Raw genomic sequence first — 20,107 nt, 5'->3', positions numbered from 1 at the left:
CTTTTGCTTTGCAAACGTTCCGCGCGAGCGCCGCGTTTCAGCGCAGCGGCACGAAGCCAACGCGTTCCGCGATGCGCTGGCCGTCCGCGCTCAGCGTGAACTCGATGAACTTCGCAGCCTCGCCCGTCGGCTCGCCGTTCGTGTAGTAGAACGTCGGACGCGCGTAGGGATATTTCTTGGAAAGCACCGACGCCTTGTCGGGCGTGCTGCCATCGATCGGGACCACCTTGATGCCGTCGGCGTGGATGTAGGCGATGCCGACATAGCCGATGCCGTTCGGGTTCTTCGCCACTTCGGCCGCGATCTGCTCGTTGCCGGCCATTTTCTGGGACGACGACGCGTAGTCGCGCTTCTTCATGGCGAGGTCCTTCCAATCCGAATACGTGCCGGACGACGTGTTGCGGGTGTAGACCGAAATCCGGCCGGGCTTGCCGCCGACCGCGGACCAGTCGGTGACGTCGCCGGTGAAGATCTGCTCGATCTGGCGCTTGGTCAGACTCGCGAGGGGATTGCCGGCGTTCACGATCACCGCGATGCCGTCGTAGGCGACGATCGTGGGCTTCATGGAAACGCCCTTGGCCTGCGCAGCGGACATCTCGGTCGGCTTCGCGCGGCGCGAGGCCATGCCGATCTGCGCGGTGCCGTCGATGATCGCGGCGATGCCGGTCGTGGAGCCTTCCGCAGCGATCTCGAACGAGACGCCGGGGTGGCGGGCCTTGTATTCCTCGGCGAGTTGCGGGACGAGCTTCGCGCCGAGCGTGTCGGAACCTTTGATCACGAGCTTCTGGGCTTGCGCGAGCGGCAGGGCCACCAGGGCGGCCGCGAAGAGAAGAATGTTTTTCATGAGGAGAACGGTTGGATTGCCTGACTTAGAACTTGAGGATCAGATCCACCTGCAGGGTCTGCGAGTGGTCGAGATTAGCGACGGGGGTGACGAGCTTGTCCTGGATCGCCTGGGTGTAGAAATAGGCCAGGTTCAAGTTCGCGAAATCGGTGAGGTTATAGCTGAAGGCGGCTTTCCAGCCCTGCTGGTTGAGGCGGCCGAAGGCGAAGTCGGAATCGGTGAGATTGGGATCCAGCGAGCCCAGGCCGATGGAACGGTAATCGACTTTCACGCCGTAGTCACCCTGCGTCTTGCCGGAACCGTAGCCATAGCCCACGCCGACGAGCCAGGCGAACGGGTCGTCGTCCCAGACGTTCGGGTTGAGCCCGTAGGCGCGCAGGCGCGACTTCGATTCGAGGTTGTAACCGGAATCCCAATACAACTTCACGGCCGTGCCGCTGCCGGCCACGTTGAGCCAGTTGACTTCGCCGGCGAAGGTGATGACCGCAAGGCCCTGCGTGCTGCCGTTGAAGGGCGTCTCGTTGTCGAGGCCGTCCAGCGTGGACGCGTTGTATTTCATGAAGCCGGGGGCGAGGACGAGACTGTTGACCTGATTGCCGATCTCGTCGCGGCCGAACCAGTGCGTGTAGACCGCCTGCTGGGCGAAGAGCCACGCGTCGCGGCCGGCGGGGCCGAACGCCGTCTCCGGGCGGTCGTCCATGATCAGCTGCATCGCGCGGAGCTCGAAGGTGTCCTTCGCGCCGACGAACCATTTGTAGTTTTCGTTCACCCCCTGCGGGTTGATGTCGCTGTCCCACACCAAGTCGGTGGTGTAGAACGGATTTTTGATTTTGCCGCCGGCGAACGAGAGATTCGGGCTTGCCTGCCAGCCGATGTAGGCGCGGGCGAGATAGAGGCTGTAATCGTTGTTGCCGTCCTGAAACGTCTGGTTGCCGGAATCGGCGGCCGAGGCCGTTTCGAACGCGAAGCCGCCGGACCAGCCCTTTTGCAAAACGGCGTCGCCATTGAAGCGGAAGCGGAAGCGCTCGCGGGTGCGTTCGTTCGACACGGTCGGGCGGCCCGTCGCGGTCTCGGGCGCCTGGGTTTCCATCTGGTGGCGGAGGCGGACATCGCCGGAGAGCTTAAACTCGCTCAGCGAGCTGTTCAGGTTGAGCTTACCGGAGGACGTGTTCGCGGTGTAGTCCTTCACCAACTCGGCGCGAAGGTCTTCGGCTTCCTGGTCGGTGATGATCCCTTTCGCGACGAGCAGATTGAGGAGCGGTCCGCTGTCCTGCGCCTGAACGGCGCCCGTGACAAGCGCTGCGCCGGCGATCAACGCGAGCCATTTGGTGGATAATTTCGGCATGGTAGGTGTTTTCAGTTTTTGGAAACGTCACCACTATGCCGGGCGATTGTTACGGTTCCGTGGCGGCCGTGTTACGAGGCCGCAAAACGAGCGCCATCAAGTTACGGTAGAGCAACGGCCGGGTGTGCCGGGCCTCCGAAAGGAGACCCGGCGGCGTTTCCCGTGAGGGCGGAATCAGTCCACCTCGTAAACCTCGAAGACGACCTCGCCAGAGCCACCCTTGCCCTTGACCTGCGCGGTGTAGGCGCCGGGCGGGAGGGTGACGGCGATGACGGCATCCTTGCTGCCAGGCGTGAGCGGGCTGGCGCCGACGCGGGCCATCGTGGCCGCGGTGCCGCTCCAGTCATCGTTCTCGGCGATCTTCACGCCCTGCGCGTTGAAGAGTTCGAGCGTCGGATCGGGCAGACGATTCGCCACCGTGTTGGGCAGCGACGGTCCGATGGCGGTGACGAGGACGGTCTGCGCCTGCGTGCCGTCGATCACGAAACCGGGGATGACGACGCTGTTGGCGTTGACCATCACGCGAGCGGAGAGGTTGGCCAGCTTGCTGGTGGAGTCCGTCACGATCGCACTCTCCGGATCGAAGTAGCCGTCGCGGCCGAGCTTCGTCCAGCCGTAAGCCCAGTTGTTCACGGAGCTGAAGGCGCCGAGAAACGGGACGGTCGAGAAGAAACCGTCGTTCGGCGGCGTGGCCGCGCCGGTGAGCGCGGGGCTGCCGGCCTGCGGGCGCGGATCGAGTTTCGCCGTCTTGGTGCGATCGATCATCATGAGCTTCGGATCCGTGTTGAGCCGGTTGTTCTGCGCGGCGGCGGTGATGTGCGCGGCGGTGTAGTTGCTCGCGGGAGCGGCGCCGCCGCTGGTGGCGTTGACGGCCTTGAACAGGTCGTCGGCCGTGGTGCCGGCACCGAAGGAGCCGAAGAGGTTGTTCGCGATCACGATGTCGCCCGCGGCCAGACGCTTGGCGCTGTCCTGCGCCTGCGCGCTCTCGGTCTCGATGCGCCACGCGTAACCCTTGAAGTCGGTGAAGATGGAGTTGTAGACCATGCCGCCGGTGTTGTCGCGGAAGATGGGCCCGAGGCTGTTCGAGTTGTTGCTCCCCACGCCGGAACCGATCGCGGTGTAGTTGTAGATCGTCGGCTTCGCGTAGGGCGTGCCGTCCTCGGGCGTCGTGCCGCCGTCGGATTCGAACGCGTGATTGCCGACGGACGGATCCTGAATCGCGAAGAGGAACTGCAGCTTGCCGCGGTAACCTTCGTCCCAGTCGAAGCAGTCGTCGTCGTTGAACGCGCTGACGAGATACTTCGCGTTGACCGTGCCGCCGAAGAACTCGAAGCCGTCGTCGGCGTTGGCGAACACCTCGATGTATTCGAGCGTGGTGCCGGCGCCGACGGAGCCGAGCGTAAGGCCGTTGAGCTCGTTGTCGGGACCGAGCAAGGAACCCGCGTGGCGGATCGAGACATAGCGCATCACGCCGGAGTTGTCGTTGTCGTCCGTGCCGCCGTAGGTGCCGAGCGGCTCGGTGGTCGGGATGCCCTCGATGTTGCCTTCGCCGCTCGCACGATTGTTCGTCGCGCGTCCGAGGATGACGACGCCGCCCCAGAGACCGCGGTCGGCCTGCGTGAGGCCGCCCTTCAGGTCGTCGGCCTCGGCGGTGAAGATGATCGGTTCGTTCATCGTGCCGGCGGCGTTGATCTTGCCACCGCGCGCAATCACGAGGGCCGACGCGTCCTGGGCGGCGCGCGGCTTGCCTTTGATGACGGTGCCGGGCTCGATCGTGAGCGTGACGCCGTTGGTCACGAACACGCGACCGTCGAGGTGGTAGACGTTGTCTTTCGTCCAGGTGGTGTTCGCGGTGACGTTCGCGTTCACCGTGATATCGGCGGCAAGGAGTGCCGCCGGAGCGGCCAGGGCCGCGAGCATGGCTAGGGTCGTTGATTTCATCTTTGGTTTTTCTTTGGCTTCTTCCGAGGGAAAGAAATGGAGGGCGCGGCGGCGCTCAGAACGTGAACGTCACGCCGAGCGAGGTGACGGCGCCGCGCTTGTAGGAGGATCGCTGATACGTCTCGCCGCGGTAGGTGTAGGTCTCCTCGACCGGACGATCCAAAACGTTCTTCACGCTGAGTGTGAGCTTCCACCGGTAGCCGATCTTCTGGTTCCAGATCAGATCGAGCGTCGGCGCCGGCTGCTCGTAAACGTTGGGCGTGCCGGGCGGGCTCACCTGCGAGAGCCGCTCGCCGAAGAGATTGAAATACGCGCTGACACTGCTGCCCCAGTCGGGATGCGTGAAGGTGAGGTCCGCGTTGAAGATATACGGCGACTGGCCGGTGAGCGCGCGGGTCGAGCCGGCCTCCGGTTCGTAGAAGCGGATAAACGCCAGCTCCGCCGGCGAGATCTCGACCGCGGATTCCACGTAGGTGTAGTTCAGCCCGCCGGAGAAATCGCGCAGCCAGTCGGCGAGGAAACCAAGGTTCTTGCGGGCCTCGAACTCCACGCCCGTCACGCGGCCGGAGGGCGCATTCTGATACTGAAACTCGCCGCTGTTGATGACCGAGAATACGCCGCGCTCGATCGGATCGGTCATGTCCTTGTGAAACACGCTCACCGCGATCAGCTCCTCCTTGTGCGGGAACCACTCCCAGCGCAGGTCGTAGTTCGTGATCGTGGTGCGCCGGAGATCCGGGTTTCCGATGTAAACGAAATCGCCGACGAACTCGAACGACGTGTAGTCGGCGATCTCGCGGAAATTCGGACGCGCGATCGTGCGCGTCACCGCCGCGCGCACGTTCATCTTCTTCGAGAGCGCGTAGACGAGGTTAGCCGACGGGAGCAGGTCGTCGTCGTCGAGCAGCCCCGCGCGCCGGCCGGGATCGCGGCTGCGCACGTCGAGCTTCGTCGATTCGGCGCGCGCTCCGCCGATGAATCGCAGTCTTGGCGTCAGCGAGAGATCGGCCATCGCGTAGATCGCATCGACGTCCATCTCGCCGTCGTAGCTGTTGCCCGCTGACGTGGTCTCCACGAGGTAAAGCTGGCCGGTGCGGAAGCGGTTCGTCGCCGGATCGACCTGCCCCACCTGCGATTCGCGCAGGAAGTTCTGCTCGTCGCCGTCGTAACGCAGCGTCGTGCTGTTATATTCGAACAGCCGCTCGCTGAAGTTGCGCCGCGTGCGCGCCAGCGCTCCGCCGAACTTGAGCTGGCTCTCGCGCCCGCCCCACGTCGTCACCGGCAGGGTGACATCGAAGCTGTAATCGCGGCGGGACTCCTCGAGATCGCGAAAATAGCGCGACGGCCGCGGCACGCCGGAGACTTCGAAGAACTCGTTTCCGTCCCACGTCTGAAATGTGCTGAAATACCGCGTGTCGGGCTCGTCCTGCGTCGTCGTCGCGTCCGTGATGCTCCAGTTCACGCGGAGGTCGCGCCACAAGGGAAACAAATGCCGGCCGGCAAGTTGAAACGACTGCAGCGAACGCTCGGTGTAGCGCAGCGTGCGCGTCGTAAAAATTTCCTGCTCGGTGATGCCCCCGCCCGCGACATTCAATCCGGTTTGCCGGCGCGCGAGATCGTTACCCGCCTGGTTCACCATCGTGTTGAACGCGATCTGGTGGTCGGGGGTGAGCTGATACGTGAAATTCAACAGCGCGCCGATCAGCGCGTCGTCCTCGCTGCGCGTGTCGTCGAGCTTCACCAGCGGCGCGAGCGCGGGCGAATGAATGCCCTGTCGTTCGTAGCGGCCGAAGACGCCGCCGCGATAGCCGCTGAATGTGCGGTCATACGACAGGCTCGTCGCGTAGCCGAGCTTCCGGCCGAACAACTCCGCCACGCCGCCCACCGCCGCGGCGAAACTTTGATTCAACGGCGCATCCTTCGTCCGCGGCGCCATGATGGGACTGAAGGCCCGCGTCAGCTCGCCGATCTGCGCATCGATCCCGGGCTCCGTAAAACGCAGCGGGATCCGCTGGCCGGCGAGCGCGGCCGGGAGCGAACGCGAACCGTCGTCGCGCGCCCAGACATTGCTGCCGCCGCCGGAAGTCAGGAAGGTTTTCCCCGTCACGCGCGAGTTGAAGCCGAACGAGGCGGACAGCTGCGCGGTGAATTGTTCGGGGAACTCCTTCGTTTTCAGGTCCACCGCGCCGCCCGTGAAGTTGCCCGGCTTGTCCGGCGTGAAGGTTTTCGTCGTGACGATCGCGTCGACCAGATCGCTGGGAAACATGTCCATGTTCACCGCGCGGCGATCGGGATCCGCGCTCGGCACCTCAGCCCCGTTCACCATCGTCGAGCTGTAGCGCTCGCCGAGGCCACGAATGTAAACGTATTTTCCGCCGACCACCGACGCGCCGGTGACGGCGCGCATCGCCGCGGCCGCGGTGCCGAAGCCGAGCTTGCTCATCTGGTCGGCGCCGATCGCGTCGCTCACCGCCGCCGACTTCTGTCGCGCGCTCAGCAGGCCGAGACCGGAGTTCTGCACCACGTCGGCCGACACAGTCATTGCCTCCATGCGGATGACGGACTGCACCGGGTGCATCGGAATTTCCACTACGGCGGTGCCGCCCGCGGTCACCTGGACACGCGCGACCGTCAGCGGCCGGAATTCGTCCTTCGTCGCAACGAGATCGTGCACGCCAGCCGACACGTCCTCGAGCGAGAACCGGCCGGAGAGATCCGTCGCGGTGCTTTGCGCCGAACCGGTGACGGTGACCGTCGCACCGGCGACCCCCAGGCCGTTCTCGGAGTTGATCGCCTGTCCGACCAACCGACCGCGGCCGGATGTTTCGTCAGCCAGGGTTGCGGCCGGAATAGTGGCGAGGAGGACGGTCGCGAAGGCCGTCCGGGAAAACGCGCGCTGGAACATGCTGCCAAGCTCGCCGCCCTTCGGCAACGCAGCGCAATTCCAGACTGCGCGCGTCACGGAGTATTCACGCGCCGGACACGCGCGCGTCACCTATGCAACGATCCGGCGGCGAACTCAGGCCGTCGGCTTCTGCCGTTTTTCCACCAGCGCGAGGAGCAGATCGCTTTTCGAAAGGCTGCCGAGCAGGCGGCCGTCGTTCTCGATGACCGGCAGGCGTTCGACGGCCTGTCCGAGAAACGCGCCCAGTGCATCGCTCAACGATTGCTCGGGCCGGATGCGCGGAAAATCCTCGCGCATGATGTCGTTCGCGATCACGAGGCCGGCGAGATCCGCATCGCCGAGATACGGTTTGATGTCGTGCAACGACACCGCGCCCATGAAACGGCCGTCCGGATTCGTCACGTAAATGTTGTTCACGCGCACTGAAAGAAACATGCGCGCGATCTCCGCGAAATGCGCCGTCGTCGGCACCACCGGCGGATTCTGTTTCATCAGGTCGCGCACGGTGCCCAGCGGGAGCGTCGCCTGCGGCGTTTCGGCGGCCTTGCGTCGCAGCGACTCGCTATAGAGCGATTCGCCCTGCACGCCCTTGGCCGTGTAATACGCGACGACCGCGCTCAACAGCAGCGGCAGGATGATGTCATAGCTGAGCGTCATCTCGAAGAGCATGATCACCGCCATGACCGGCGCATACGTCGCGGCCGACAAAAACGCGCCCATGCCGACGAGTGCGAACGCCTGCGGATCCGCCGCGCCGGTGGGCCAGAACACGTTGACCGCCGTGCCGAACAGATAGCCCGCGCTGGCGCCCATGAACAGCGACGGCGTGAACACACCGCCGGGCGCCCCCGAGCCGAACGAAGACGCGGTCGCGAGCCACTTCGCCAGCATGATGCCGATCAGGGCGAACCACGCGATGTGGCCGTTGAGAATACTGAGCACGACCGAGTAGCCGTTGCCGGCGACCTCCGGGTAAAAGACCGCGATGTCGCCCACGATGATGCCGCCGATCACCAGGCGCGCGATCGGGGGCATGGTCGTCGCCACAAACCATTTCTCCGCCTGCCGCAGGGAGCGCAGGAACCACGGCGCGAGCGTGCCGGCAAGCAGGCCGAGCACCGTGTAGGGAATCATTTCCCAGGCCGAGCTCAGCTTGAAGGGCGGCACCTGATACAACTGCTGCGCGTCGGTCAATCCGCGCACGGTCAACGCCGCCACGACCGCGGAGACGACGAGAGGCCCAAGGCTCTCCATCGCGATCGTGCCGAGGATGATCTCCGCCACAAAGAACGAGCCCGCGATCGGCGCGTTGTAGGCCGAAGCGATGCCGGAGGCGGCGCCGCAGGCGACGAGCAGCCGCAGTTGCGGCGGGGAAAACTTGCGCCATCGACCGATGATCGACGCCAGCACCGCCGCGATCTGCACCATCGGACCTTCGCGTCCGATCGAGCCGCCGGAGCCGATCGAAAACAGCGCCGCGGCGCTCTTGATCAAGCTGGCGCGCACAGGCAGTTCGCCCGAGCCGATCACGATCGCCTCCATGTAGTCGGTCGAGCTCTGGCCGCGCGCGATGCGCTTGCCGAGCAGCAGCGTCACCCCCGCGAGCAGGCCGCCCGTCGCCGGCACCGCGATGACGCCCCACCACGGCAGCAGCCGCATCGTCTCCACGACGCCCGCATTGTGGTGCCCCGTCATCACTTCGTGGATACCCTCGGCCATCACGGAGAACAGCATCGACGACATCGCTCCGACGAAGCCGGCCGCCGCCGCCCACATCAGCGTGATCTGCCACTCGGTCGGCTGAAGCTTTTCCTGGATCCAGAGCCGCCAGCGCAGCAGGCGCATCAAGCGCTCCAGCAGCAACGCAGCCGGATCGCGCATTCCCTTCATGCTTTCACCTCGCCGGCCAGCACCGCCCGGAACTCCGGCTCGCTTTTCGCCGCCAGCAAGGCGTCATGCGCGGCCGGATCGCGCAGCAGGCGGGAGATCGATCCGACCAGCCGGAGATAACTGTCCACCTCGGCGCGCGGCGTCCCGATCAGGAACACCAGCCGGATCTGCGGATGCTCCGGGTCGAACGCCACGCCGGGCGGCGCGAGCCGCGCGACCGCGAGCACGATCCGGCTGACGGCGTTGGTGCGCGCGTGCGGCAGCGCGGTGTCCGCCGACACGCACACCGTCGCGAGCATCACGCGCTCGAGCACGTCGCGCAGCAGCCGATCCGCATCGAGCACGGCCGGATTGCCTGCCAGGCGGCCATGCAGCGTTCGCAGCACGGTCTCGCGCGATCCTCCCGGCAGATCGAGCATCACCACGTCGGGATGGCTTATGAGTTCACTCGGCGATTGCACGTGCACGGCACGCTAGCGCGGGTTCGCTCCGAAACAAGTCCGCCGTGCATCGGCGGTTCCGTCCGTCCGCGGCAGCCGGCGCGGGAGGGTCTTTACACCGGTTGCTCGGACTCGACCTGCGTCGTCAACTGCACGAGACTCTGCAGCGAGCTGAAATGCTGGCTCAGGTCGAAGTCGCCGCCGAGCCCGCCAACCAGCTTGTCGAACAGGTCCTTTTTCTCGGCCTTGAGCGCCTCGATGCGCTCCTCGATCGTGCCGGCGGTGACCATGCGGTAAACGAACACGGTGTTCGTCTGGCCGATCCGGTGCACGCGATCGACGGCCTGCGCCTCGACCGCCGGATTCCACCACGGATCGAGCAGGAACACGTAATCGGCCGCGTGGAGCGTGATGCCGGTGCCGGCGGCCTTGAGGGAAACGAGCATGGCGGCCGCGCCCGGCGCGTTTTGGAACTGCTGCACGGGCTTCAGCCGGTCGAGCGTCATGCCCGTCAGCTCGTAGCGGGGCAGGTCGGGAAAGCTCTGCGCCAGCGCTGCGCGCACGCGTTCGAGCAGCATCACGAACTGCGAAAAGATGACGACCTTGTGGCCGCTGCTGACGATCTCGGCGAGTTTCTCGACGAGAAGGTTGATCTTGCCCGAGTCGGACAACGGCGACTTGAGCCACGGCAGCATGTCCGGATCGCAGCAGGTCTGGCGCAGCCGGGTGAGCAGGGCGAGAAAGCCGAACGATTTTTCGCGGATCGCCGCGCCGATGTCGTCGCCGAGCCGCTGCAGCCCTTCGGCGCAGATCCGCGCATACTCCGCGCGTTGCACGTCGGTGAGCGGGCAAAGCAGCTCCATCTCGACCTTCGGCGGGAGTTCCTGGGCCACCTCGTTTTTCGTGCGGCGAAGGATGAAAGGCGCGAGCTGGGCGCGGAGCCGCTCAAGCGTGCCCGCGCGATCGCCGGCGAGCGCGCTCTCGAAACTGCTCCTCGATCCGAGCAGACCCGGCAGGAGAAAACGGAAGATGCTCCACAGATCCAGCTGCCGGTTTTCGAGCGGCGTGCCGGTCAGGACGAGACGATGTTTCGCGCGGATCGCAAAGCAGGTCTGGGTGACCTTCGCGTCGGGGTTCTTGATGAACTGCCCCTCGTCGAGCACCGCGTAACCGAATTCGTGCGCCGGCAGGATGTCGCGGTGTTTGCGCAGCTGGGTATAGCTCGCGAGCCACACGACCGGACCGGTCCGCGAAGAGAAGTCGCGCCCCGTCTTCAACACCTCGACGGCGAGATCGGGCTGGAACCGCGCGATTTCCTCGCGCCACACCGGCACCACGCTCGCCGGGCAGACGATCAGGCTCGGCTTGTCGGCGATCGGACGCGTCGCCAGCAGCGTGATCACCTGCAGCGTCTTGCCCAGACCCATTTCGTCGGCGAGCAAACCATGACACCCGACGTCGCAGAGATGCGCGAGCCATTCGACGCCACGCCGCTGATACGGGCGCAGGATTTCCGGCAGGGCCGGCGGCGCCTCGGGCGCGGCGAGCACCTTCTGCCGCCACGCTTCGATTTCCGGCGAAAGCGTGAGCTTCAGCCGCGCGTCGTTGAACAACGAAAACACCAGATAAGGCGAGAGCGCCCCACCCGCCTGCGTCTCGTCGACGTTGTCGCGCCACGCGCTGAACGATGCCCAGCGCTCGCCCGACAGCGAGACGATGCCGAGGTTGGGGAGTATCACCGGCGCGCCACCCTTCTTGAGCAGCGTGCTCACCTCGGAATCGGTCAGCATCCGCTCGCCGGCGCGGAAGATCCAGCGCAGGTTGAGTCCACCGACCTCGCTGGCGGCACCACCGCCGCTCGCCTCGGCGACCGCTTCGATTTCGACCGCGCGCGTGCCTTTCAACAAATTGGCCGCCTTGTCGTCGAGTTCGACGGCAAACACCTTCTTCCACGCCGGCAGGACCGTCTTCAGGAAATTGGGAATCTCGACCAGCGATTCCAGCAGGTAAACGCTCGTCTCCTGGTGATATTGGAAATGCGCCTTTCGCGCATAAGCAGCCAGGCCGATCAGCTTGGCCCGCTCGCTGGACGAAACCGGGCTGTTGCCGTTCGCGTGGGCCGCGGCACCGAGGGCCGGATGGCGCGTCTTGCCATCTGCCTCCGCCCAATAAGCCTGAAACGTCAGGCCGGCGGTTTTCGTTTTGAACACGAGCAACAGCGTGCGGGAGGCAGTCGCGGGACTGGCGGTCGCGACCCCGCCGGACGACTCGTTCGCCGCTTCGAGCGACTTGCCGGCGTCGATGCCGTGCCCATTCGCGTGGCCGTTGGTCACGCGGGCGGACGCCTCGGAATCGAGCGCTTTCAACGTTTCGTCGGGCAACGGCGAGATTTCGTCGGCCACCAGTTCCTCGATCTCATGCAAGCCGGCCACCGCCAGCGCATGCGCCAGATCCTTGTCGGTGGTGGATGAACGCACCGCGAGGCCTTGGGTGCCCCACTCGATCACCGCATAGTCGTCTTTCTTGTCGACCCGGCGGTGAATGATCGCGTCCTTCGCCGTCAGCTCGAGCTCCCGGACTTCACCGTTCACGTAAATCCGCCGTCCCTGTTCCAACTGCTCAGCGGTAAACGAGTTCGCCCAGTCGTGCTCGAGACGATCGAACCAAAACTCCAGGGACTGCGGTGTATATACGCGCTTAGGGCCGTGCGACTGCATTCACTGAAAAACGCCGACCGTAGAAGTGCCTTCGAACGGTGCAACCCAGAAGTAAGGTTTTTTCCCATGCCGCCGAATTTCACGCAGTCGTAACGAGTTCGCCACCGTGGCGCCACTTCGCGGGGCTAGTTTTCGCCCGAAAACATCCTTCCGCCCGCACCTCCGCGCCCACGTGAAACTCTTCCTCGTGACCGAAACTTTTCCGCCCGAAATCAACGGCGTGGCGATGACGTTCGGTCACATCGCCCGTGAACTCGCGCGCCGTGGTCACACGGTCACGGTCTGCCGTCCGCGCCGCGACGACGCCGCCTCGCCCGCGGAGAAAAACGCCTTCCGCGAACTCGCCTTTCCCGGACTGCCGATCCCCGGCTACCCGCTCCTCCGCCTGGGCCTGCCCGCCCGGCGCCGGTTGCTTCGCGTCTGGCAAGCCGATCGTCCGGATCTCGTGCACGTTGTCACCGAAGGCCCGCTCGGCGCTTCCGCCGTGAGCGCCGCGCGGCAGCTCGGCCTTCCGGTCACCTCGAGCTTTCACACCAACTTCCACGCCTACACGCGCCACTACGGCTTCGGCCTCCTTCACCGCGTGGCGCTCGCCTGGCTGCGCCGGCTGCATAATCGGACCCGCCGCACCTTTGCACCGACCCCGGAGCTTTGCGACGAGCTGCGCGCCTGGGGTTTTCGCAATCTGCGCGTGCTCTCGCGCGGCATCGACGCGACGCAGTTTTCGCCCGACAAACGATCCTCCGTCCTCCGCGATAGCTGGGGCGCGGCACCGGACGATCCCGTGGTCCTCCACGCCGGCCGCATGGCCGCGGAGAAAAACTACCCGCTGCTGCTGCGGGCGTTCGCCGCCATGCGCATGGCGAATCCGCGCTGCCGCTTCGTCCTCGTCGGCGACGGTCCGCTGCGTGCCGCGCTCCAGCGCCAGAATCCGGATTACCTGTTTCCAGGCTTCGTGCCGCGCGAGGAGCTCGCGCAGCACTACGCGTCAGCCGACATCTACGTGCACGCGAGTCTGACGGAAACGTTTGGCAATGTCCTCACCGAGGCGATGGCCAGCGGCCTCGCCGTCGCCGCGTTCGACTACGCCGCGGCGCGCCAGTTCGTCCGCCACGAAACCAGCGGGCTGCGCGTCCCGTGCGACGCGCCGGAGGCGTTGATCGACGCGGCCATCTCGCTCGCGATCTCCGCGCCGCTCCGCACGCGTTTGCGCGTCGAAGCCCGCGCTGCCGTCGCCGCCCAAACGTGGGAAAAAGTCATCGGCCGCTTCGAGGCGGATCTGCTCGAGACGCTCGCCGAATCCGGCCCGCCCGGGTCCATCGTCCCGCCCGTATCCGGTCCTTCGTTACAACCGGCGGCGCCGGCGGGCCCGCAACCATGAGCGGCAGCGTCCTCGTTCTCACCGCCGGATTTGGCGAAGGCCACAATGCGGCGGCGCGCGCGCTCGTGGCCGGCTTCGATCGCGTGGGCGGCGCCGGGACGGCGACGATGCACGACGCGTTTGCACTGGCTTCGCCTCGCTTCAACCGGATCGCACGCTCGTTCTACCTCCGGCTGATCAACCACGCGCCGCACGTCTGGAGCCACGTCTACGACCTGATCGACCGCAGTCCGCGCGTGCCGCGCCAGCATTGGCTGTTTCGCCGCCCGATCGACGCGCTCGCCACGCTCATCGAGCGCGAACAGCCCACGGCGGTCTGCTGCACCTACCCGCTCTACGCCTTTTTCCTCGAACACCTGGCCCGGCGTCGCGAGTGGTCGTTGCCGGTCTTCAACATCGTCACCGATTCGATCAGCATCCACTCGCTCTGGTGGCGCGCCCGTTGCGACGGCTGGTTTCTGCCCAACGAGGACTCCGCCGAGGTCCTGCGCCGCGTCGGCCTGCCGGACAGCGCGCCGGACGTCTCCGGTTTTCCCGTGCCCGCTTTCTTCTCGGAAAACGCGAGCCGGCTGTCGCCGCCCGAACCCGTCCCGCCCGGGCGCCCCCGCGTGCTGCACATCGTCCACTCGGGCACGCGCCATGCCGCCGAGACCGCGCGCCGCCTGTTCGTGGAAACCGACTGGGAGATCACCTGCACCGTCGGCCGCGACGTGCGTCTTCGCGCCCGGCTTGAACGCCTCGCGGCAGGCCGGCCGTTTCCCACCCGGATCCTCGGCTGGACCGACGAGATGCCGCGGCTGCTCATGACGCATCACGTCGTCGTCAGCAAAGCCGGCGGCGCCACGACGCAGGAGGCGATCGCCGCACTCTGCCCGATGGTCGTCAGTCAGATCGTGCCCGGACAGGAGGAGGGAAATTATGAACTGCTGCGCCGCCACGGCATCGGCGCGCTGGCGGAGACGCCCCCGGCCGTGCTCACGGCATTGCGCGCTGCCTTCGCGGATGACGCCCGCCGGTGGCGCGATTGGCGCGCCGCGCTGCGTCCGCTGGCGCGGCCCGACGCCGCCGACCACATCGCCCGTCAGGTGATCGCGCGAATGGAGACAGCGACGACGCGCCGCCCCGGCGCGACGTGCCCGTCCGCGTTTCAACCGAAGAGCCGTTTCGCCTCGTCATGAAAAACCTGCTCCGCGTTCGCACCGTGATCCTCTCCGACGTGCACCTCGGCACGCCCGACTGCAAGATAGCCGAGGTGAATCACTTTCTCCGGCACACGCGCTCGGAGAAATTGATCCTGAACGGCGACATCATCGACGGCTGGCAGCTGCGCCGCTCCGGCCTGTGGACGAAGGCGCATACGCGGTTCGTGCGGATCATCCTGAAGAAACTGGAAAAGCGGGATACCGAGGTGATCTACCTGCGGGGCAATCACGACGACATCCTTGCGACCTTTCTCCCGCTCGAATTCGAAAACCTGAAGATCGTGGAGGATTACGTGCACGAGACGCCGCGTGGTCGCTACCTCGTGCTGCACGGCGATGTGTTCGACACCGTCACCAAGAACTTCGTCTTTCTCGCGCACCTCGGCGACTGGGGCTATCGCGCCCTACTCCGCATCAACCGCATTTACAATGCGTGGCGCACCTGGCGCGGGAAGGAATACTGGTCGCTCAGCAAGGCGATCAAGGCCCGCGTGAAGGAGGCGGTGAGCCACATCTCGCGATTCGAGGATCACATCGCGGAGCTCGCGCGCTCCCGCCGTTGCCAGGGCGCGATGTGCGGTCACATCCACACGCCCGCGGACCGGATGATCGGCGATATCCATTATTTGAATTCGGGCGACTGGGTGGAATCGCTCACGGCGATCGTCGAGCATCACGACGGACGCTGCGAATTGATCGCCTTCAGCGACTTCGTGCGGGAGTTCCCGCTGCCGCCCGAGGAGGCCGCGAGTGCGGAGAACATGCCCGAACTGGCCGACGTGGAAGAGCGCTGATTGCCGCCGCAAAACGAAACGGCCGGCATCCCGAAAGATGCCGGCCGCCGTCAAACTGGCGCACCCGTAGGGAGTCGAACCCCAAACCTTCTGATCCGTAGTCAGATGCTCTATCCAATTGAGCTACGGGTGCGTGAAAGAGGGCGAGAACAAGCAAGTTTCCGCCGGGAAGTGCAAGCGGAATTTCGCCGCCGCCGGGGGAAAATTCGCGCGCGCGCCCGGACCTCTCCGCGCGCTACTGCGCCAGCCGCCAGTCGATCAGGCACAACTGCAAAAAGCGCCGGCCGTTGAAGTGATTCCATTTCAACTCCACCGCGAGGTCGACCGGCACGCGCGTCGGCGGCACCCGGTGTGCCAGTTTCCACGCCACGCCGTGCAGCCGCCGGCCGCGCCGATCCTCGAACTGAAAGCGGAAATGGTGATCCTTGAACACCTCGGGCGGGAGGCGCAGCACGACGCCGCGAATCCCGAAGGTCGGCTCCGGGTTGCCCTGGCCGAACGGGTGCAGCGAATCCATCTCCTCCATCAGCCGCGGCGTCACCTGCTCGGGCGTCAACCAGGCCGCGAGTTCCAGGCGCGCCTCGGCAATGTTGCCGCCCGCGTGCGCGTGCACCGCCGCGGCGAACTGCTCGCGGAAGCGGGGCAAAATATCTTTGCGCAACGAAATCCCCACCGCCATCGGATGCCCGCCCCAGCTCGCCAGCTCGCCGCCGCACGCGCCGAGCACCTCGACGAGATTCACGCTGTCGATGCTGCGGCCGGAACCTTTCGCCATGTCGCCTTCGTTCCCGAGCACGACGCAGGGGCGATGATATTTCCGCGTCACGCGGCCGGCGACGATGCCGACCACGCCGGGATGCCAGTTTTCGCTGAACAGGACGATGCCCGGTTCGCCGGCATACTCGGTCTCGATCATCCGCTCGGCTTCCTCGGTGATGCGCCGCTCGATCTCCTGCCGCTCGCGGTTGAAGGTATCGAGCTGCCGCGCCGTCTCCTCGCAGAACGCCTCGTCCTCGCTCAACAACAACTCGACCGAGATCGCCGCGTCGGCCAGGCGGCCGGAGGCATTGATGCGCGGGCCGAGCCGGAAGGAAATGTCGACCGGATTGATGCCATGTTCCGGCTTCACGCCCGCGACGTTCATCAGCGCCCGCAGGCCCGGCCGCCGCGTTTCCTGCAGGATGCTCAGGCCGTGGCGCGCGAGTATTCGATTTTCACCTACGAGCGGCACGAGGTCCGCCACGGTGCCGAGCGCCACGAGGTCGAGATGGTCGCGCAGCTTGATCCGAAAGGCCACCGGATGGTTGTCCGCCCGCAACTGCTTCAACAGCCCGTGCGCCAGCTTGAACACCAGCCCGACCGTGCACAGGTGCCGCCAGGGGCCGTCGGCGCCCGTCGCGTCGGTGTGCACGTGCGGGTTGATCAGCAATCCCTCCAGGGCGCGCTCCTTCGAGCGGTGATGGTCGAGCACGATCACGTCGATGCCGAGCTCGCGCAGATATGCGACCTCGTCGTGCGAGTTCGTGCCGCAATCGAGCACGATGAACAGGTGCGGCCGGCCCTCCTCCAGCGCGCGGTCGATCGCGCTCCGCGTCAGCCCGTAGCCATCCTCGGCGCGGCGCGGCACGACGAAACGCGGCAGCAGACCGAAACGGCGCAGGACGCTCACGAGCAGCGCCGTGCTGCTCACGCCGTCGACATCGTAGTCGCCGAGGACGACGATGTTCTCCTGGCGCGCGATCGCCTCGCGCAAGCGGGTCGCGGCGAGGTCGACGTTGCGAACGAGAAAGGGATCGTTCAACCCGGCGAGCGCGCACTCGAGGAATTCGCCGATCCGGTCGGGATCGCGCAGACCGCCACGCAGCAGCAGCTCCGCCAGGGTGGGACTCACCCCGGCGCATTTGCTGAGCGCATCGATCTCCTCGGGCGCGACGGGTGTGTAGCTCCAGTGCATGGAGGCGGACCTGGTAGGGCGGATTGTCGCGAATCCGCCGTCCGATCGCCGGTGGCGATCGGACGTTTTGCGGCGCGTCGACGGCCAACGCGCCCTACCGCTTTAGTGGGAGGCCTTGCTGGAGCCGGACCACTCGTATTTCGGCATCACATCGTGGTGCGCCTCAACGTGCTTCCGGTCACCCTTGTGCCACCAGTAGAAAATCGGGCTCGCCACGAAGATCGACGAGAACGTGCCGGTCACGACGCCGACCATGAACGTGAACGCCAGGTCGTTGATCACGCCGCCGCCGAAGATGTAGAGCGCCAGCGCCGCGAGGAACGTCGTCAAGCTGGTCAGGATCGTGCGCGAGAAGACGCGGTTGATCGACAGATTGATGAGATCGCGCAGCGAGGTGCCCGGATTCGCCTTCAACTCCTCGCGAATGCGGTCGAACACGACCACGGTGTCGTTGACGGAGTAACCGACGACGAGCAGCAACGCCGCCACCATCGGCGCCGTGAACTGTCGATCCGTCAGGACGAAGATGCCGATCGTCATCAGCACGTCGTGAATGGTGGAGACCACCGCGCCGATGCCGTAGCCGACTTCGAAACGAAACGCGACATAGAGGAGGATGCCGATGATCGAGAGACCGAGCGCCATGAGCGCGTTCCACTGAATCTCCGCGCCGACCGAAGGGCCGACGATGGTCGTGCCGACGACGTCGAAGCCCGCCTGCGGAAACGCTTTTTGAATCACGCTCACCGCCTCGGCGCCCTTGCCTGCTTCGGTTTGCACGCGCAGGATTTCTCCCTCGCCGCTGAGGTCGCTCTGATAGAGCGGATTCACCTCACCGAGTTTCGCGGCGTCGGTCGCCGCGCGGATCTTCGCCACGTCGACGTGCTGTTTGAAGCTGAGGCTCATGTCGTCGCCGCCCACGAAATCGATGCCGTAGATCGCGCGGCCTTTCGAAACGGTGCCAACGATGCCGACGGCGATCACGATCCACGAGAAAATGAACGCGATCCGGCCGTATTTCATGAAGTCCAAGGTCGGCGCTTTCAGGAAGCTCATCATCACGAACTTCTTCATCAGGCCGGAGCCGATCGACATCTCGAGCAGCATGCGGCTGACGAGCAGCGCCGTGAACATCGTCGAGAAGATACCGATCGTGAGCGTGACGCCGAAGCCTTTCACCGGACCGGTGCCGAACGCGATCATCAGGCCGGAGGTGATCAGCGTCGTGAGATTCGCGTCGATGATCGTGGTAAACGCCTTGTCGTGACCGGCGTGGAAGGCGGCGGGAAGCGATTTGCCAAGGCTGAGCTCCTCGCGCATGCGCTCGAAAATCAGGATGTGGGCGTCGACCGCCATGCCGATCGTCAGCACGATGCCGGCGATGCCGGGCATCGTGATCGTCGCGCCCAGGCTCGAAAGCGCCGCGAGCACGACCAGAATATTGAAGGTCACGCTGATCACCGCGATCACGCCGCCCAGCGTGTAATAAACGACCATGAAGCCGGCGACGAGCGCCGAGCCGATGATCGCGGATTTCACGCCGCTATCGATCGCGTCCTGCGCCAGCGACGGCCCGACTTCGTATTGCTCTTTGATGACGAGCGGAAGATCGAGCGGGTTGTTAAGCACGTTGGCCAGGTTCAACGCTTCGCGGTCGCTGAAACTACCGGTGATCTGGGCGGAATCGCTGTTGATCTCCTCGCGCACGGAAGGTGCGGAGTAGAGCTTGCCGTCGAGGACGATCGCGAGGCGACCGACGGTGCCGGCCTGTTGCGCTTCCTGGACGATCTCACGCGTGACCTGCGCGAACTTGTCGCGACCCTCCTTCGTGAACATCAGGATGATCTCCGGTTTGCCGTAGAGATCGGCGCGGACGAACGAGCGGTCGATGGACTCGCCCGACATTTCCGGGCGACGCTTGATGAACAGTTCCTCGGCCGCGGTCTCGCCGGCGCGGCCCTCGTAATCGAGGGTCATCAATTCGTAGCCGGCGGGGACCTCGCCGCCGGGGGTGTTGCGCGGCGACAGCGTCGGATGCACGACGCGGAAATCGAGCCGGGCGGGCTTCTTCACCGTGTCGACCACCTCGGGATTGTCCTTGGTGCTGACGCCCGGGAGCTGAACTTCGATGCGATTCTCGCCGACCGGACGAATCACCGGTTCGGCGACGCCGAACGCGTTGATGCGCGTGCCGATGATCTCGATCGCCTTCTGGAGTTTCTCTTGCCGCTCCTGTGCCGGCTCGGAGCCGGCCGCGCGTTCATCCACCTCGAGCGTAAACGCCACGCCGCCGCGCAGGTCGAGACCGAGCTGCAGGCTGCCCTTCGAGCGGCGGAGCAGTTCGTTGAGGAGGATCTCGTTTCGTTTCTCGAGATTGCGCAGCGACTCCTCGAGACGGATCTGCGGGAAATATTGCGACAGGTCGATCTTGCGCTCGTTGCCGATCTGCTTGAGCGCGACGAATTCGCTGAGGGCGCGGCCGCTGCTGACGCGGGTCTTGGCCTCGGTGACCAGGGAACTGAATTCCGCTGTTTTTGCGCCGGCATGGGATTTCGCATAGGACGCGAAATCCTGGTCTTTGACAGGGATCAGCGTGCCAATCGCCCAGGCCACGACGGCGAGGGAAATAAGCAGCTTCCAGAGGTTGCTTCTGAGCATGGGTGTTTTGGTTTAAAAGGGGTAACGCCGCGAGCG

General features: G+C 65.4%; 12 protein-coding genes and 1 tRNA gene. 3 read left to right on the top strand and 10 right to left on the bottom strand.

Annotated elements, in window-relative coordinates; all coding sequences use genetic code 11:
* Positions 1 to 37 precede the first annotated feature (37 nt).
* The 7 genes from AC6RV7_RS09920 to AC6RV7_RS09890 all read right to left on the bottom strand — a co-directional run bounded on the left by AC6RV7_RS09920 (position 38) and on the right by AC6RV7_RS09890 (position 12,082).
* Positions 38 to 844: a phosphate ABC transporter substrate-binding protein gene (locus AC6RV7_RS09920; protein ID WP_500093811.1), complete on the bottom strand. Its 807-nt coding sequence runs from the start codon at positions 842 to 844 to the stop codon at positions 38 to 40.
* A gap of 25 nt (positions 845 to 869) precedes the next feature.
* Positions 870 to 2,189 (bottom strand): putative porin, encoded by a 1,320-nt coding sequence (locus AC6RV7_RS09915; protein ID WP_500093810.1) that lies wholly within the window; start codon positions 2,187 to 2,189, stop codon positions 870 to 872.
* Between the two features lie 174 nt (positions 2,190 to 2,363).
* On the bottom strand, positions 2,364 to 4,109 hold the full coding sequence (locus tag AC6RV7_RS09910; RefSeq protein WP_500093809.1) for a beta-helix domain-containing protein: 1,746 nt from the start codon (positions 4,107 to 4,109) through the stop codon (positions 2,364 to 2,366).
* Positions 4,110 to 4,185: 76 nt separating this feature from the next.
* The gene (locus AC6RV7_RS09905) at positions 4,186 to 7,092 is read right to left on the bottom strand and encodes a TonB-dependent receptor (RefSeq protein ID WP_500093808.1); all 2,907 of its coding nucleotides are present in this window, start codon (positions 7,090 to 7,092) and stop codon (positions 4,186 to 4,188) included.
* A 57-nt stretch (positions 7,093 to 7,149) separates the two neighbouring features.
* Complete coding sequence (locus tag AC6RV7_RS09900) at positions 7,150 to 8,925, bottom strand: ClcB-like voltage-gated chloride channel protein (protein WP_500093807.1); 1,776 nt, start codon at positions 8,923 to 8,925, stop codon at positions 7,150 to 7,152.
* The gene (locus AC6RV7_RS09895; RefSeq protein WP_500093806.1) at positions 8,922 to 9,386 is read right to left on the bottom strand and encodes a PTS sugar transporter subunit IIA; all 465 of its coding nucleotides are present in this window, start codon (positions 9,384 to 9,386) and stop codon (positions 8,922 to 8,924) included. The genes AC6RV7_RS09900 and AC6RV7_RS09895 overlap by 4 nt, the downstream gene beginning before the upstream one ends.
* A 92-nt stretch (positions 9,387 to 9,478) precedes the next feature.
* Entirely contained in the window at positions 9,479 to 12,082 is a 2,604-nt protein-coding gene (locus AC6RV7_RS09890) for a DEAD/DEAH box helicase (protein ID WP_500093805.1), read from the bottom strand.
* 172 nt (positions 12,083 to 12,254) lie between these two features.
* On the opposite strand from AC6RV7_RS09890, the gene AC6RV7_RS09885 reads away from it, so the two are divergent.
* Genes AC6RV7_RS09885 through AC6RV7_RS09875 form a run of 3 tightly spaced genes read left to right on the top strand, consistent with a single transcriptional unit; the run spans position 12,255 to position 15,459 of the window.
* Positions 12,255 to 13,463, top strand: a complete 1,209-nt coding sequence (locus tag AC6RV7_RS09885) for a glycosyltransferase family 4 protein (protein ID WP_500093804.1) — start codon at positions 12,255 to 12,257, stop codon at positions 13,461 to 13,463.
* Entirely contained in the window at positions 13,460 to 14,641 is a 1,182-nt protein-coding gene (locus AC6RV7_RS09880; RefSeq protein ID WP_500093803.1) for an MGDG synthase family glycosyltransferase, read from the top strand. Before AC6RV7_RS09885 ends, AC6RV7_RS09880 begins: the two co-directional genes overlap by 4 nt.
* A complete protein-coding gene (locus AC6RV7_RS09875) occupies positions 14,638 to 15,459 on the top strand; it encodes a UDP-2,3-diacylglucosamine diphosphatase (protein WP_500093802.1) in 822 nt (273 codons plus the stop codon). The genes AC6RV7_RS09880 and AC6RV7_RS09875 overlap by 4 nt, the downstream gene beginning before the upstream one ends.
* 56 nt (positions 15,460 to 15,515) lie before the next feature.
* Here the strand turns inward: AC6RV7_RS09875 and AC6RV7_RS09870 are convergent.
* The 3 genes from AC6RV7_RS09870 to secD form a co-directional block, all read right to left on the bottom strand.
* A tRNA-Arg gene (locus AC6RV7_RS09870) sits at positions 15,516 to 15,592 on the bottom strand.
* Between the two features lie 102 nt (positions 15,593 to 15,694).
* Positions 15,695 to 17,413: a single-stranded-DNA-specific exonuclease RecJ gene (gene recJ / locus AC6RV7_RS09865; protein ID WP_500093801.1), complete on the bottom strand. Its 1,719-nt coding sequence runs from the start codon at positions 17,411 to 17,413 to the stop codon at positions 15,695 to 15,697.
* Between the two features lie 102 nt (positions 17,414 to 17,515).
* Complete coding sequence (gene secD / locus AC6RV7_RS09860; RefSeq protein ID WP_500093800.1) at positions 17,516 to 20,071, bottom strand: protein translocase subunit SecD; 2,556 nt, start codon at positions 20,069 to 20,071, stop codon at positions 17,516 to 17,518.
* Positions 20,072 to 20,107: the final 36 nt, after the last annotated feature.

The organism is Opitutus sp. sgz309028 (assembly GCF_059821195.1).
This window is presented reverse-complemented; position numbering and strand designations above follow the sequence as displayed.

Excerpts from the sequence above, each read along its gene's own strand:
- AC6RV7_RS09920 (WP_500093811.1), bottom strand. The coding sequence starts at position 844 with ATGAAAAACATTCTTCTCTTCGCGGCCGCCCTGGTGGCCCTGCCGCTC.
- AC6RV7_RS09915 (WP_500093810.1), bottom strand. The coding sequence starts at position 2,189 with ATGCCGAAATTATCCACCAAATGGCTCGCGTTGATCGCCGGCGCAGCG.
- AC6RV7_RS09910 (WP_500093809.1), bottom strand. The coding sequence starts at position 4,109 with ATGCTCGCGGCCCTGGCCGCTCCGGCGGCACTCCTTGCCGCCGATATC.
- AC6RV7_RS09900 (WP_500093807.1), bottom strand. The coding sequence starts at position 8,925 with ATGAAGGGAATGCGCGATCCGGCTGCGTTGCTGCTGGAGCGCTTGATG.
- AC6RV7_RS09890 (WP_500093805.1), bottom strand. The coding sequence starts at position 12,082 with ATGCAGTCGCACGGCCCTAAGCGCGTATATACACCGCAGTCCCTGGAG.
- AC6RV7_RS09880 (WP_500093803.1), top strand. The coding sequence starts at position 13,460 with ATGAGCGGCAGCGTCCTCGTTCTCACCGCCGGATTTGGCGAAGGCCAC.
- AC6RV7_RS09875 (WP_500093802.1), top strand. The coding sequence starts at position 14,638 with ATGAAAAACCTGCTCCGCGTTCGCACCGTGATCCTCTCCGACGTGCAC.
- recJ (WP_500093801.1), bottom strand. The coding sequence starts at position 17,413 with ATGCACTGGAGCTACACACCCGTCGCGCCCGAGGAGATCGATGCGCTC.
- secD (WP_500093800.1), bottom strand. The coding sequence starts at position 20,071 with ATGCTCAGAAGCAACCTCTGGAAGCTGCTTATTTCCCTCGCCGTCGTG.